A 14918-nucleotide genomic window follows, 5' to 3' on the forward strand; every position below is an offset into this window, starting at 1 on the left:
CTGCTCCTGGGGCGGCCGATCGCCGCGCCTCACCCACCCGCGACGGCGTCGGCGACGGGCGTGTCACCGGAGACGAGCTCCAGCGTCCGGTGGACGGTCCCCGGGGCGTCGAGCAGGGCCGCGATGACGGCGGCCACGTCGTCGCGCGGCACGGAGCCCGGCGGGACCTCCGGCGCCAGCCTGACCAGGCCGGAGCCCGGGTCGTCCGTCAGCCGGCCCGGGCGCAGGATCGTCCAGTCGAGGTCACGGGCGCGCAGGTCGTCCTCGGCCTCGGTCTTCGCCCTGATGTAGGCGGCCCAGACCGCGTCCCTGCCGGGCGCGGGCGGCTTGCCCGCGCCCATGCCCGAGATCTGGATGAACCGTCGCACGCCGGCCGCTTCGGCCGCGTCGGCGAGCAGCACGGACGCGCCCTTGTCGACGGTCTCCTTGCGGGCCGCGCCGCTGCCCGGCCCCGCGCCCGCGGCGAAGACCACGGCGCTCGCGCCCCCGGCGATCCGCGCGACCTCACCGGCCGACGCCCGCTCCAGGTCGCACACCACGGCCTCGGCGCCGGTCGCCTCGACGTCGGCGACATGAGCCGGGTTGCGCACCAGGCCCACGACGCCGGATCCGAGGCGCCGCGCCAGGCGCAGTGCTATCTTCCCGTGGCCGCCCGCGATGATGATCCGCATCGTTCCCCATGGTGTCGTGACTCCCCCGCCCCCGCGGGGAGCGGCTTGCCCGCCTCCCCCGGCTGAGGGCGGCGGCCAGACCGGCAATGCCCGTTCGGCACGTCTTCATTCCCCGCCGGCCGACCCGCGGTTGCCCACCTGCGGGCGGGCACAACCCGATGGCGGCCGTCCGGCATCGGGCGGGCGCCGGCGGGTATGGCAGGGAGGACGTTCTCGTCGTCCTGCCAGACGGCTCGAGGAGCCGGGTGTACGGCAGGCGGTGCGCGGTGGGAATATCCCTCCCAACGCCCGGGCTGGATCATGCGTACCCCCACAGAGGAGATTCACTATGGATTTGGCAGACATCGGCGTCACCGGCCTGGCCACCATGGGACGCAACCTGGCCCGCAACCTCGCCAGGCACGGATACGCGGTGGCGGTGCACAACCGCTCGTACAGCCGTACCCAGCAGCTGATCAAGGAGTTCGGCGGCGAGGGCACGTTCGTGCCGTCCGAGGAGCTGGCCGCGTTCGTGGCCTCTTTGAAGCGCCCGCGCCGGGCGATCATCATGGTGAAGGCGGGGGCGGGCACCGACGCGGTGATCGACCAGCTCGCCGACCTGATGGAGCCGGGCGACATGATCGTCGACGGCGGCAACGCGCACTTCCAGGACACCCGGCGGCGCGAGGCCGCGCTGCGCGAGCGGGGCATCCACTTCGTCGGCACCGGCATCTCCGGCGGCGAGGAGGGCGCGCTGCTCGGCCCGAGCATCATGCCGGGCGGGTCGAAGGAGTCGTGGGAGGCGCTCGGCCCGATCCTTCAGGACATCGCGGCCCAGGTGGACGGGGTGCCGTGCTGCGTGCACGTGGGCCCCGACGGCGCCGGACACTTCGTGAAGATGGTGCACAACGGCATCGAATACTCCGACATGCAGCTCATCGCGGAGTCCTACGACCTGCTGCGCCAGGCACTGGGCGCGACGCCGGCCGAGCTGGCCGAGGTGTTCAGGGAGTGGAACCGGGGCGACCTCGACTCCTACCTGATCGAGATCACCGCGGAGGTGCTCGACCAGGTGGACGCCGAGACGGGCAAGCCGTTCGTGGACATCGTGGTCGACCAGGCCGAGCAGAAGGGCACCGGCCGCTGGACCGTGCAGAGCGCGCTCGACCTGGGCGTCCCGGTGACCGGAATCGCCGAGGCGACCTTCGCCCGCGCGCTGTCCGGCCACCCGGAGCAGCGCGCCGCCGCCGCGGGCCTGCAGGGGCCGAAGCTGTCGGGCGTCGGCGGGCGCGAGCTGGTCGAGGACGTGCGCCAGGCCCTCTACGCCTCCAAGATCGTGGCGTACGCGCAGGGCTTCGACCAGATGGCGGCGGCCTCGAAGGAGTACGGCTGGGACCTCGACCTGGGCGCCATGGCCACCATCTGGCGCGGCGGCTGCATCATCCGGGCCAAGTTCCTCGACCGGATCCGGGCCGCGTACGACACCGACAGGGCGTTGCCGACGCTGCTCGCCGACCCGACGTTCGCGGCCGTCCTGGACGCGGCCCAGGAGTCGTGGCGGCGGGTGATCACCACGGCCGTGCAGATCGGCGTGCCGACGCCGGGCTTCTCCTCGGCGCTGGCCTACTACGACGGGCTGCGGCGCGACCGCCTGCCCGCGGCGCTGGTGCAGGGGCTGCGCGACTACTTCGGGGCGCACACCTATCACCGGGTCGACAAGGAGGGCGCCTTCCACACCGACTGGTCCGGCGACCGCGCGGAGCGCCCGGCCTGACGGTGAGCGCCGCCGGTCAGCCTCTCCCGAGAGGCGCCGGGTTGGCCACCGCCGTCACCAGGCAGAAGCCGAGCGGTCCGGCCGGGTCGTGCAGCGTGACCTGCCCGGTCGCCACGCCGCCGGTGCTGAGGTGGCCGGTGGCCTCGATGCCGAGGAGATCGCTCTCGGGGGGCCTGGCGAGCGTCAGCGTGTAGTCGGCGTTGATGAACCGAAGCCCGTCGGCCCCCGTGTTGCTGAGCGGGCTGGCGAAGTCGGCGGCCAGGGCCGCTCGTACGAACGGTGTCAGCGGCTCGTCGTCCACCAGCGGGTGCCGCTCGCGCAGCCACACCCGTCCCGGCCCGGGTGCGCCCCAGCCGGACACCCGCCACAGGTCGAACGGCGGCGTCCACGCGCTCCCTTCGACCGGCGGGCCCGAGGGCGGCGGCTCGTCCCACGCGGGCGTGACGACCGTCTGCTCTCCTTCGGGCTGCTCGCCCTGCCTCAGCAGCACGGCGCCGGCCCGCGCGATCACGCCCTGCTCGGTGGAGATCGTCGCGTCGGCCACCCGGATCCGGCGGCCGTCCCGCACCAGGGTGGTCTCGACCGTGACGGGCAGCATGGGGCTGTTGCGGAAGAGGTCGACGGTCAGCCTGGCGAAGCGCAGGCCCGGCTCCGCGTGGCGCCGCTCGATGGTGCGGGCCGCCAGCCCGCCGAGCAGCCGGCCGTGGAGCATGTCGGGCGACCAGGGGCCGCGGGCATGGGGGGCGGGGACGAGTTCGTCCCCCTTTCGCGTGAAGAAAGCTGAGGACGGCACAGAATCAGATTCTAGAGGCGAGCAGGCGGCGGCCGGGCGCGCGCCGGGATGGATTTTCGCTAGCTTGACCCCATAAGCTCCCACAATGCGCGATCTAGGTGAGGACCCCCGGCCCGCCCGGGGTGCGGTACGCGAGATCCATTCCCTGCACGGGCCCGCCACCCTGGCCTACTCCCCCGACCTCGACGGCATGGCCGACCCCGGGGAGATCGTCTGGGCCTGGGTGCCGTACGAGGAGGACCCCTCGAGGGGCAAGGACCGCCCCCTGCTGGTCGTGGGCCGCACCGGGCGCAGGCTCCTGGCCATGATGTTGTCCAGCAAGGGCGACGACGGCCCCGACTGGCTGGAGCTGGGGTCGTGGGGCCGCGACGACCGGGTCTCCTACGTACGGCTCGACCGGGTCTTCGAGCTGGACGAGGACGACATCCGGCGCGAGGGCGCGGTGCTCGACGGCGAGCGCTTCGCCCGGGTGGCGGCCAGGCTCATGAAAACCCACGGCTGGGACGCCGGCTAGCCGTTCGCCGCGTGCGGGCAAGGATCGCGTAGCCGGTGGCGCCGCGGCGGCCGCCGGGCCGGGAGATCGTGCGCGGCCGCGGGTGCGGCGGCGAGCCGCGCCCGGGGACCGCCCCGGCATGAGAGGGGCGCGGGCCGGTATCGGGATGGTAAGGGGACGACCCGGGCATCAGGCCGGTTCGGAGAGGCTGCGACGATTGGACCATGCGCGTTGTGGTGATCGGAAGCGGCATCATCGGAGCCGCCGCGGCCTACTACCTGACCGGCCGCGGCGCGACGGTGACGGTGGTGGAGTCGGGCTACCGGGGCCAGGCGACGGAGGCGGGCGCGGGAATCGTGTGCCCGTGGGTGGACCACGCGGAGGACGACGCGTGGTACCAGCTGACCCGCGAGGGCGCCCGCGACTATCCGGGGCTGGTCGAGGAGCTGGGCGAGGACATCGGCTACGCCAAGGTGGGCGCCCTGCTGGTGACCGAGGAGCCGGCCGAGCTGGAGCAGGTACGCGCCCTGTTGCACCGCCGCTACCCCGAGGCGCCGGAGATGGGCGAGATCACCGACGTACCCACCCCGTCCGAGCTCTTCCCCCCGCTGTCCGACGACCTGAGCGCGATCCTGGTGCCCGGGGCGGCCCGGGTGAACGGGCGCGCGGTCCGCGAGGCGCTCCTGCGCGCCGCCGTCGCCCGGGGCGCGCAGGTCCGTACGGGCATCGCGACGCTCACGCCGGGCGGCGAGGTTCTCCTGCGCCCCGTGGGCTCCGCCGTGCCCGGCACGGCCGGCCCTCTGCCCGGACCGGCGGACGGCGACGCCACGGCCGGACGCGCCGGGCCTGCCGGTGACGACACCACGGCCGCGGGTGGTGGCACGCCGGCCGAAGCCCCTGGCGACGCCGCCACCGCCCGCCCGGCTGGTTCCGGCGTTCCCGCCGGAACCACCCCGGGAAGGCTCCCGGGCGGCCAGGCCGGGGCGGGAGCCACGGGCGGCCCGGCCGGAGCCGGGCGCCCGGGGCAGCCGGCCGGCGCGGAGGTGACCGGCGGGCCGACGGTTGAGCGCACGGGTGGAACGGCGGGTGCGGACGTGACGGGCGCGCCGGAGGGTGCGGAGGTGCCTTTCCGCGGCGGCGAGCAGGTGGCCGGCGCGGGCAGCACGTCCTGGCGGCAGGCGACGCCGCTCGAGACGACGGACGTGCCGCTCACCGGCACGGGAGCCCACAGCTTCCCCGGTGAGGGTGTCCCGCTCGACGCGGACGTCGTGATCGTGGCCGCCGGGGCGTGGACAGGTGAGGTGTGCCGGCCGCTGGGTGTCAAGCTGCCGGTCTTCCCGAGGCGCGGTCAGATCCTGCACGTCACCCTGGAGGGCATCGACACGGCCTGGTGGCCGATCGTGCTGCCCAGGATCGGCCCCTACCTGCTGGGCTTCCCCGGCTCCCGCGTCGTCATCGGCGCGACCATCGAGGACGTGGGATTCTCCCCGCGGGTCACGATGGGCGGGCTCGGCGAGGTGATCGCGGCGGGGCTGCAGGTGGCGCCGGGCCTGCTGGGCTCGACGGTCGCGGAGACGAGGGTCGGGCTGCGGCCGGTGTACGCCCCCGGCGGCGCGCTCATCGGACGCCTCACCAGCCGTGTGGTGGTGGCGACGGGCCTGAGCTCGTACGGCCTGACGGCGGGCCCGTTCACCGGCCGGATCGCCGCCGCTCTGGCACTCGGCGAGGACCCGCCCATCGACCTCACCCCCTACGCGCCTGCCGTCGCCTGAACGCCCGCCCGCGCCACCTCCCGTGTCGCGCCCCGGAGCCCGGGCCCTGCCGCACGACCGAAGCCGCCGTTCGGCACGGAGACCATGGCCGGCGAATGCACCATCACCACATAGGTCGCTGAAAAGTCGTACAACCCACAAGGCACCCCCTTCACCGGCGCAACCCCCACCCCGCCCGACAAGCGTGACAAGCAGCCTCGTATGATCGGATTTCTCCCCACCGTGATCTCGTGGGGAGGCCACGTTGCCGCTGCTCGCACTGCTGCTGATGCTCCTGCTCCTGCTGGCCACCGGATGCGGCACCGAGCCGGCCGCCCCACCAGGCGCCCCGCCGGCCGCCCCACCGGCTGCCTCACCGGCCGCGACCCCCGGCAGCACCTCCAGCGAGCCGCCGCCACCCCGCGGACGGCGACCGCCCGCGCCCGTGCGGGTGCCGCACGCGGCGTCGGGGACGTACGCAGTCGTGCGCGGCGGCACGCCCGCGAGGCCGGGACGCGGCCCGGTGGTGCGGTATCTCGTCGAGGTGGAGCGCGGCCTGCCGTTCGATCCCCGTACGTTCGCCTCCGAGGTGCACCGCACGCTCAACGACGAGCGAGGCTGGGGGCGTTTCCGCAGGGTCGATCATCCGCCGGTGAGGGTGCGCGTCGCCCTGTCCAGCCCTCGCCTCACCAGCCGCCAGTGCCGGCCGCTGCGCACCGGGGGCACCCTCTCCTGCTGGAACGGAACCCGCTCGGTCATCAACGCCCTGCGCTGGGCCAGGGGCGTCCCGCAGTACGACGGCGACCTGACCGCCTACCGGCACTACCTGATCAGCCATGAGGTGGGGCACAGCCTCGGGCACGGCCACCGCCGCTGCCCGGGCCCCGGCCGGCCGGCCCCGGTGATGGCGCAGCAATCCAAGTCGCTGGGTGGCTGCCGCCCCAATCCGTGGCCGTTTCCGGGTCGCAAATCTCGCGAAAAACACCAGACTGAAGATCGGAGACGCTGAAGGAAGGAATCGAATGATCACTATCGGCGCCGGCCGGGTACGCGGTTCTGAGCAGAACGGCATCTCGGTCTTCAAGGGCATACCGTTCGCGAAGACCCCGTTCGGGCCGCTGCGGTTCGCCGCGCCCGTGCCGCCCGACCCGTGGGACGGCGTGCTGGAGGCCGTACGGTTCGGCCCGCGGCCGCCCCAGCCGCCGATGATGCCCGGCCTGCCCGCGTGGAGCCCGGACGAAGGGCTTGACTGCCTCACCGTCAACGTCTGGACGCCCGACCCCGGCGGTTCCGGCCTGCCGGTCATGGTGTGGATCTACGGCGGCGCGTACCGCTCGGGCTGCGCCGACCTGCCCGTCTACGACGGCGCGACGCTGGCGGGCCACGGCGTCGTGGTGGTCACGTTCAACCACCGGGTCGGCATGGAGGGGTACGGCCACGTTCCCGGCGCTCCTGACAACCGGGGCCTGCTGGACTCGGTGGCCGCGCTGCGCTGGGTGCGGGAGAACATCGCCGCGTTCGGCGGCGACCCGGGCAACGTCACGGTGTTCGGCGAGTCGGCGGGCGCCGGCGCCGTCGCCTGCCTGATGGCGATGCCCCTGGCCGGCGGCCTGTTCCGGCGGGCCATCGCGCAGAGCGTGCCGGGGATGTTCTTCACGCCGGCGCACGCGGCGCGGGTCACGGAGTCGATCGTCGCCAGGACCGGGGGAAGGTCCCCGTACGACAGCCCTGCGGAGGTGCTGGTGGCGGCGGCGGAGGCGGTCGCCACCGAGGACATCCCGGGAAATCCCCGTGAATGGGGGCCGATCGCGTTCGCCCCGATCGCGTTCGCGCCCGTGGTGGACGGCGAGGTGCTGCCCGACACGCCGTGGAACGCCCTGGCCGCCGGAGCGAGCCGGGACGTCGAGCTGATCGCGGGCTTCAACCGGGACGAGTACCGGATGTTCCACGTCATGGGCGGCGGGCGGTTCGACGACGTCGGGCGGGCCATGCGCGTCCTCGCGCCCGCCGGGGCCGAGCGTGCCTACCGCGAGGCGTTCCCGGAGGCGTCCGACGAGGACCTGTACGTGACGCTGCTCTCGGACTGGATGTTCAGGATGCCGAGCGCGCTGCTCGCCGACGCGCACACCGGCACGACCTTCGCCTACGAACTGACCTGGGCGCCCACGCCGGTGTTCCGGGCCTGCCACGGCCTGGACGTGCCGCTCACCTTCGGGGCGCTCGACGACGAGCTGGCGCAGATGCTCGCCGGCGAGTCTCCCGACCTGCCGAAGCTGTCGGACCAGGTCCGCACGGCCTGGACGGCGTTCGCCGCCACCGGAGACCCGGGCTGGCCCCGGTACGACGCGGCGACCGCCACCACCCACGTCTTCGACGTCGGACCCGCCGACCTGAACGACCCGGAGGCGGCCTCGCGCGCCATCTGGTCGGAGCGGGGTTTCTCCCCGATCGGCTGACCGCCGAGCCCCGCGGCCACCGGTGCGCGCGCCCTGGCGCGCCCACGCCGCCATCGTGTCCACCGGCGCGCCGCGCTCGCCACGTGGCCGGTCCCGCCGGCAGCGTCGACCACATCGTGGATGGCGGGGCGATCAAGCCAGGGGAACTATCGCGATATATCGTAGGTTGGAGAACTCCGGGGTATCCCGCCGGGTTGAGCGGGACGGACTGAATTTCCAGGGGAGTGAGCGATGGCACGAATGCGGACGGCACGGCGCGTCCTCGCGGGTGGTGCGGCCCTCGCCGCAGCCGGCTGGGCACTGCGCGACCTGCCCGCGGAGCTGGGCGTACGGCCACTGACGTCGGGGCCCGACCGGGAGGGGCGGATACGACGTTCGCCGCAGTTCAGGGACGGCGCGTTCGCCAACCCGACGCCGGAGACGGCCCTGGCCAGGCCGCCCGCGAGCATGCTCGGCGACCTGGCCAAGGACAGGGAGCAGCGCCGCCCCGGCGGCATCGTCCCGTTGCGCGTCCCGCCGTCCGGCCCGCCGCCCGCCGACGGCGTGCGGGCGGTCTGGTACGGCCACGCCTCCACGCTGGTCGAGATCGAGGGCAGGCGGGTGCTGTTCGACCCGGTGTGGAGCACGCGGGCCTCGCCCTCGCACCTCATCGGCCCGAAGCGCCACCATCCGGTGCCCGTGGAGCTCCGCGAGCTGCCGCAGGTCGACGCGATCGCCATCTCCCACGACCACTACGACCACCTCGACCTGGCGACCGTGCGCGGGCTGACGCGGACGCAGAAGGCGCCGTTCCTGGTGCCGCTCGGCATCGGCGCGCACCTGGAGCGGTGGGGCGTGCCCGCGTTCCGGATCATCGAGCTCGACTGGAACGAGGAGGCCGAGGTCGCGGGGCTGCGCTTCGTCGCCACGGCGGCCCGGCACTTCTCCGGCCGGACGTTCACCCGCAACGACACGTTGTGGGGCTCCTGGGTCGTCGCGGGGGCGAGCAGGCGGGTGTTCTACGCCGGCGACTCCGGCTATTTCGAGGGTTACCGGGGCATCGGCTCGGCGCACGGGCCCTTCGACCTGACGCTCGTGCCGATCGGCGCCTACAGCCCGGCCTGGCCGGACATCCACATGACTCCGGAAGAGGCCGTCAACGCCCATCTCGACCTGGGCGGCAGGCTGCTGCTCCCGGTGCACTGGGCGACGTTCACGCTGGCCCTGCACCCGTGGGCGGAGCCGGTGGAGCGGTTGTGGCGCGAGGCCAAGGCCCGCGACGTCACGATCGTCGTGCCGCGGCCGGGCGAGGCGGTGGACACGACGGCCGCCCCGGTGGTGGACGGCTGGTGGGAGACCCTGGCCTGACCACCCGGCGCGGGACGTACAGTCGGAGCGTGAGCAACCTGGAGCGGGACCCGCGGGAGATCCGCTGCGGCGCCGGCCCGGACGGTGAAGGCCCGGACGGTGAAGGCACGGACGGTGAAGGCCCGGACGGTGTAGGCACGGGCGAGGTGCTGGCGGGCCGCGAGGTCCCGCTCGGCGGCCCGCGCGCGATGGCGGTGAGCAGGACCCTGCCCGGCCGGCAGCGGCGGATGATCGGCGCGTGGTGCTTCGTGGACGCCTACGGGCCGCAGCGGGCCGAGATGCGGGTGCCTCCGCACCCGCACACCGGCCTGCAGACCGTGAGCTGGCTGGTCTCGGGCGAGGTGCTGCACCGCGACAGCCTCGGCACCCTGCAGGAGGTACGCCCCGGGCAGCTGAACCTGATGACGGCCGGCCGCGGCATCTCGCACTCGGAGGAGTCGCCGCTCACCGTGCTGCACGGGGTGCAGCTGTGGGTGGCGCTGCCCGGCGAGCACCGGCACGCCGGGCCCGCTTTCGAGCACCATCCCGTCATGCCCGTGCTGCGCGGGCCCGGCTTCGAGGCGAGAGTGATCATGGGGGCGCTCGGCGGGGTGCTCTCCCCCGCGACCACGTTCACGCCCCTCGTGGGCGCCGAGATCACCGTGGACGGCGCCGGAGAGGTGCCGCTCGACGCGGGCTTCGAGCACGGGTTGCTGCTGCTCGACGGCGCGGTCGGGCACCTGGAGCGCGGGCCGCTGCGCTATCTCCCGCCGGGACGCTCCCGCGTCCGGCTGTCAGGGCGGGGCCGGGTGCTGCTGATCGGCGGCGAGCCGTTCGGTGAGGAGATCGTCATGTGGTGGAACTTCGTCGGCCGTTCCCACGACGACATCGCCGCGTACCGGAAGGACTGGATGGAGGGCGAGGGGTTCGGCGCCGTCGAGGGGTTCGGCGGGGCGCCGCTCCCCGCGCCCGTCCTGCCCGCCATCCGGCTCAGGCCGCGCGGGCGGGCCCGCTAGGTCCGGTCCGCGGTCAGGTCAGCCGCTGCGCCCTGCTCAGCAGCCGCTGCGCCACCACCACCAGCGCCAGGAACAACCCGCTCACCACCTGCTGGAACGCCGATGTCAGGTCGCCCACCTGGTTGATCAGGCTCTGGATCACGCCGAGCAGCAGCACCCCCGCCACCGTCCCCGTGATCCCGCCCGCTCCCCCGGTCAGGAGGGTCCCGCCGATCACGACGGCGGCGATCACGTCGAGTTCCAGCCCGATGCCGAGGATCGTGACCCCGGACGACAGGCGGGCCGCGTTGAGCGCGCCGGCCAGCCCGGCGAGCAGCCCCGACATCAGGTACACGTAGACCTTGGTCCGCGCCACCGGCACGCCCATGAGCGCCGCCGCCTGCTCGTTGCCGCCGATGGCGTAGACGTTCTGGCCGAAACCCGTACGCTGCAGCAGCACCATCGCGGCCAGCGACAGGGCGATCGTGATGTAGACCGGGTACGACAGGCCGAGCACCTGTCCCCGCCCCAGCTCCGCGAAGGCCGGGTCCTTCACCAGATACGTCGTGGCGCCCTCGTCGGAGATCGCCAGCATGAGGCCGCGCACCCCCAGCAGCCCGGCCAGGGTGACGATGAACGGCGCCATGCCCGTACGCGCGATCACCAGGCCCTGCAGCAGGCCGACCAGCCCGCACACCGCCAGCGGCAGCAGCAGCGCCACGGCGAGCCCGTGCTGCGAGCCGTAGGCCCCCAGCACGCCTCCCAGGACGAACAGCGACCCGACCGACAGGTCGATGCCGCCGCTGATGATGACGAACGTCATGCCGATCGCGATGATCGCCAGGAACGACGACGACACCACCACGCTGACCGCGTTCCCCGGCGTGGCGAAGGAGTCGAACGCCAGGCTGCCCACGATCACCACCACGCCCAGCACCATGACCGCGCCGTGCTGCTGGAGCACCCGGCTCACCTGTCCGCGGTTCATCGAGTTGCACGCTCCCTGGTGGCGTAGACGGCGGCCAGGATGATGACCGCCTGGACCATCTGGGTCCACGACTGCGGCAGGTTGTGTTTGATCAGCGTGGCCGCCAGCAGCTGCATGAGCAGCGCGCCCATGACCGTGCTCAGCACCCTGATCCGGCCGCCGGTCAGCGGGGTGCCGCCGACGACGACGGCGGTGATCGCCGACAGCTCGATGAACAGCCCGAGCGACGTCGGGTCGCTGGCCTGCAGCCGTGCGGTGGCGAGCACCCCCGCCAGCGCCGCGAGCAGCCCGGAGATCACGTAGACGATCAGCAGGACACGTTTGACGGGCAGCCCGGACAGCTCGCTGGCCGACCGGTTGCCGCCGATCGCCACCACCTGCCGGCCGAACGTGGTCCGCCGCACCACGAACATCACGACGAGCGTGAGGGCCGCCGCGATCAGCACGATGACGGGGATCCCGGCGACCGAGCTGCTGCCCAGCGCGATCAGGTCGGGGTTGCGGAACTCGACCAGCTGCGGCACGAGCACGTTGGCCAGCCCTCGTACGCCGACCAGCAGGGCCAGCGTGGCCACGATCGGCTGCACGTTGACGTAGGCGACCAGCGCCCCTCCCACGGCTCCCACCGCGGCCCCGCCGAGCACGGCGACGATCAGCGCGGGCAGCCAGCCGTACCCGAGGTAGAGGACGACCAGCGCGGCGGCCAGCGACATCGCCGAGCCGACCGACAGGTCGATGCCCTGGGTGCCGATCACCAGGGCCATGCCCAGGGAGACGATCACGATGGGGGTGACCTGGACGAGCTGGGTGCGGAAGTTCGACACGTCCAGGAAGTGCGGGGTGAACAGCACGTTGAACAGCAGCAGCGCGAGCACGGCCGCGTACACGCCGTAGTCCTGCACCCAGGCGAACACGCGTGGTTTCAGCACGGTGACCCGGCCGCCGCCGTGGGTGGTGAGCTCAGCCATCGGACTGCTCCGCGATCGTCGCCATGATCCTCTCCTCGGTGACGTCGTCGCCCGACAGCTCCCCGGCGACCGCGCCGTCGCGCAGCACGAGGATCCGGTCGGCGCCCTCGACCAGCTCCTCCAGATCGGAGGAGATCAGCAGCACGCCCAGCCCTTCCCCGGCCAGCTCGTCGATCAGCGCCTGCACCTCGGCCTTGGCGCCGACGTCGATGCCCCGGGTGGGCTCGTCGAGCAGCAGCACCTTGGGCCGTACGGCGAGCCAGCGGGCGAGCAGCACCTTCTGCTGGTTGCCGCCGGACAGCTCGGAGACGAGCTGGTGCGGCGAGGCGGCCTTGATCCTCAGCCTCCGCATGAAGATCTCGACCACGCGGTCGATCTTGACGTCCGACACCACGCCGCCCCGGCCGAGCGAGGGCAGCGCGGCGAGCGCGATGTTCTCGCGGACGGACAGGGTCGGGATGATGCCCTCGGCCTTGCGGTCCTCGGGCAGCAGGCTGACGCCCGCGCGGATGGCCGCCGTGGTGGAGCCGGCGCGCACGGGCGCCCCGGCCACGAGCACCTGCCCGCCGTCCAGCGGGAGCGCGCCGACGATGGCCTTGGCGGTCTCGGTACGGCCGGCGCCGAGCAGCCCGCCGAGCCCGACGACCTCGCCCGGCCGGACGGACACGTCCACGCCGTCGAGGACGTGCCGCCGGGTCAGGCCGCGTGCCTCGACGGCCGGGGAGCGCCGGCTCCCCCCGCCGTCAGGAGAGCCGTCGGAGTCCGCGCCCGCTCGCAGGCCCGCGCGGTCGCGGGAGAAGCGGGTCATGCCGTGCGAGCGGACCTCGTTCAGGTCGCGGCCGAGCATCAGCGAGATGAGCCGCAGGCGTTCGACGTCGGCCAGCGCCCCCGTGTGGGCGACCCGGCCGTCGCGCAGCACGGTCACCTGGTCGCACACCCGGTAGAGCTCGTCGAGGCGGTGGCTGACGTACATGACGGCGATGCCCTCGTCGCGCAGCCGCCTGATCACCCCGAACAGCGTCTCGACCTCGCGCGGCTCCAGCGACGAGGTGGGCTCGTCCATGATGACCACCCGCGCGTCGATGGACACCGCCCTGGCCAGGGCGACCATCTGCTGGGCGCCGACGCCGAGCGACCGCAGGGGCCGCCTGACGTCGGTCTCGACGCCGTAGCCGGCGAGGACCCGTTCCGCCTCGCCGTTCATGGCGGCGGAATCGATCACGCCGAAGCGGCGCGGCTCGCGGCCGAGCAGCAGGTTGCGGGCCACGCTCATCATCGGGACGAGGTTGACCTCCTGGTAGATGGTGGAGATGCCGGCGCGCTGCGCGTCCATGGGGGTGCCGAAGGCGGCGGGTTCGCCCCTGTGGCGCAGCTCGCCTCCGTCCGGCTGGTAGACGCCGGTGAAGACTTTGATCAGCGTGGACTTGCCGGCGCCGTTCTCCCCCACGAGGGCGTGCACCTCACCCGGGCGGAGGGCGAGGGACACGCCGTCGAGGGCGAGCACGCCGGGGAAGCGTTTGCTGACCCCCCTGGCCTCGAGAACCGGTTCCAAGTCAGTACGCCTCACCGAGGGAGTCCTTGGCGTTGGTCGTGTCGTAGTCCCGGTCGGAAATGATCACCTTGTCGGGGATGGCCTCTCCGTCCAGGAACTTCTGCGCGGTCTCGAAGGCCAGCGGGCCGAAGCGGGGGTTCGACTCGATGACGGCGTGCAGCCAGCCGTCGGCGATGGCCTGGACGGCGCTGCGGGTGCCGTCCACCGACACGATCTTGATGTCGCCGGCCTCCTTGCCCGCGCCCTTCAGCGCGGTCACGGCGCCCAGGGCCATCTCGTCGTTCTCGGCGTAGATGCCGTTGATGTCGGGGTTGGACTGGATGAGCTGCTCGGTGACCTGCTGGCCCTTCTCGCGGGCGAACTCGCCGGTCTGCTCGAACGAGATCGTGATGCCCGGCGCCTTCTCCTTGACGCGGTCCTTGAAGCCGTTCGTCCGCTCGGTGGTGACGTTGTTGCCGGGGGCGCCGAGGAGGATGGCGACCTTGCCCTTGCCGCCGAGAGCGTCGATCATGCGGTCGGCGGCGCGTTTGCCCTGCTCGTAGAAGTCCGAGCCGATGAACGTCAGATAGTCGCTGCACGGCTTGGCGTTGATCTGCCGGTCGACCGTGATGATCGGGATCTTCTTGGCGGCGGCCTGCTGGAGCACGGGCTCCCAGCCGTCGGAGTTGAGCGGGGCGATCACCAGGAGCTGCACGCCCTGGGCGATGAGCTGCTGGACGTCGGTGATCTGCTTGGAGAACTGCGACTGGGCGTTGGTGACCTTGAGGTCCTTGATGCCGAGCTCGGCCGCCTCGTCCCTGATCGACTTGGTCTCGGCGATCCGGAACGGGTTGGCCTCCTTCTCCGACTGGGAGAAGCCGACCGTGGCCGTCTTGAGGTCGAACTTCGTGCCGCCGAACTGTTCGAGCGTGCACGTGGGCCCGGCCGAGCCGGTGGGGCTCTGGACGACCTGCTGCCCGGCGGTGCTGGTGGCGGCGGGCGCGCTCTGCGGCTCCTCCGACTTGGCGCAGGCCGACGCGGTGAGGAGCACGGCCAGCGTCAGCGCGGCTGCCCGGACATGGGGGGTCATGGCGTTCCTTTCCTATCAGGAGCCGTGGGGGGGGGGGAGGGGGGGGGGGGGGGGGGGGGAGCGGAAATAGGTGGGGGGTTGCGGCCGTCCACCTCTTTTTTGC

Annotated in this window: 13 protein-coding genes; 7 read left to right on the forward strand and 6 right to left on the reverse strand. The window is 73.1% G+C overall.

Annotation, left to right across the window (positions count from 1 at the left end):
- Nucleotides 1–29 precede the first annotated feature (29 nt).
- Nucleotides 30–671: an SDR family oxidoreductase gene (locus ACZ6SA_RS28360; protein ID WP_347644959.1), complete on the reverse strand. Its 642-nt coding sequence runs from the start codon at nucleotides 669–671 to the stop codon at nucleotides 30–32.
- Between the two features lie 328 nt (nucleotides 672–999).
- On the opposite strand from ACZ6SA_RS28360, the gene gndA reads away from it, so the two are divergent.
- A complete protein-coding gene (gene gndA, locus ACZ6SA_RS28365; protein ID WP_347644958.1) occupies nucleotides 1000–2424 on the forward strand; it encodes an NADP-dependent phosphogluconate dehydrogenase in 1425 nt (474 codons plus the stop codon).
- A 16-nt stretch (nucleotides 2425–2440) separates the two neighbouring features.
- Here gndA and ACZ6SA_RS28370 read toward each other — a convergent pair whose 3' ends face one another.
- Complete coding sequence (locus ACZ6SA_RS28370) at nucleotides 2441–3217, reverse strand: acyl-CoA thioesterase domain-containing protein (protein ID WP_347644957.1); 777 nt, start codon at nucleotides 3215–3217, stop codon at nucleotides 2441–2443.
- Nucleotides 3218–3302: 85 nt separating this feature from the next.
- On the opposite strand from ACZ6SA_RS28370, the gene ACZ6SA_RS28375 reads away from it, so the two are divergent.
- The 6 genes from ACZ6SA_RS28375 (at nucleotide 3303) to ACZ6SA_RS28400 (ending at nucleotide 10259) form a co-directional block, all read left to right on the forward strand.
- Nucleotides 3303–3731 carry a type II toxin-antitoxin system PemK/MazF family toxin gene (locus tag ACZ6SA_RS28375; protein WP_347644956.1) on the forward strand — a complete coding sequence of 143 codons (429 nt, stop codon included), beginning with the start codon at nucleotides 3303–3305 and terminating at the stop codon, nucleotides 3729–3731.
- A gap of 203 nt (nucleotides 3732–3934) precedes the next feature.
- Nucleotides 3935–5482, forward strand: coding sequence for an NAD(P)/FAD-dependent oxidoreductase (locus tag ACZ6SA_RS28380; protein WP_465831474.1), 1548 nt, complete (start codon nucleotides 3935–3937; stop codon nucleotides 5480–5482).
- Nucleotides 5483–5726: 244 nt separating this feature from the next.
- Nucleotides 5727–6470 (forward strand): DUF3152 domain-containing protein, encoded by a 744-nt coding sequence (locus ACZ6SA_RS28385; RefSeq protein ID WP_465831476.1) that lies wholly within the window; start codon nucleotides 5727–5729, stop codon nucleotides 6468–6470.
- Between the two features lie 13 nt (nucleotides 6471–6483).
- Nucleotides 6484–7917 (forward strand): carboxylesterase/lipase family protein, encoded by a 1434-nt coding sequence (locus tag ACZ6SA_RS28390; protein WP_347644953.1) that lies wholly within the window; start codon nucleotides 6484–6486, stop codon nucleotides 7915–7917.
- Between the two features lie 231 nt (nucleotides 7918–8148).
- Entirely contained in the window at nucleotides 8149–9264 is a 1116-nt protein-coding gene (locus tag ACZ6SA_RS28395; RefSeq protein ID WP_465831478.1) for an MBL fold metallo-hydrolase, read from the forward strand.
- A 29-nt stretch (nucleotides 9265–9293) separates the two neighbouring features.
- Nucleotides 9294–10259, forward strand: a complete 966-nt coding sequence (locus ACZ6SA_RS28400) for a pirin family protein (protein WP_465831480.1) — start codon at nucleotides 9294–9296, stop codon at nucleotides 10257–10259.
- Nucleotides 10260–10272: 13 nt separating this feature from the next.
- Here the strand turns inward: ACZ6SA_RS28400 and ACZ6SA_RS28405 are convergent, their stop codons facing one another.
- The 4 genes from ACZ6SA_RS28405 to ACZ6SA_RS28420 are packed head-to-tail and all read right to left on the reverse strand — an operon-like array spanning nucleotide 10273 to nucleotide 14815.
- Nucleotides 10273–11226 (reverse strand): ABC transporter permease, encoded by a 954-nt coding sequence (locus ACZ6SA_RS28405; RefSeq protein ID WP_347644950.1) that lies wholly within the window; start codon nucleotides 11224–11226, stop codon nucleotides 10273–10275.
- Entirely contained in the window at nucleotides 11223–12194 is a 972-nt protein-coding gene (locus ACZ6SA_RS28410; RefSeq protein WP_465831482.1) for an ABC transporter permease, read from the reverse strand. The genes ACZ6SA_RS28405 and ACZ6SA_RS28410 overlap by 4 nt, the downstream gene beginning before the upstream one ends.
- A complete protein-coding gene (locus ACZ6SA_RS28415; RefSeq protein ID WP_465831484.1) occupies nucleotides 12187–13746 on the reverse strand; it encodes a sugar ABC transporter ATP-binding protein in 1560 nt (519 codons plus the stop codon). Before ACZ6SA_RS28415 ends, ACZ6SA_RS28410 begins: the two co-directional genes overlap by 8 nt.
- 1 nt (nucleotide 13747) lies before the next feature.
- Nucleotides 13748–14815, reverse strand: coding sequence for an ABC transporter substrate-binding protein (locus ACZ6SA_RS28420; RefSeq protein WP_347644947.1), 1068 nt, complete (start codon nucleotides 14813–14815; stop codon nucleotides 13748–13750).
- Nucleotides 14816–14918: the final 103 nt, after the last annotated feature.

The organism is Nonomuraea sp. NPDC049378 (assembly GCF_055586745.1).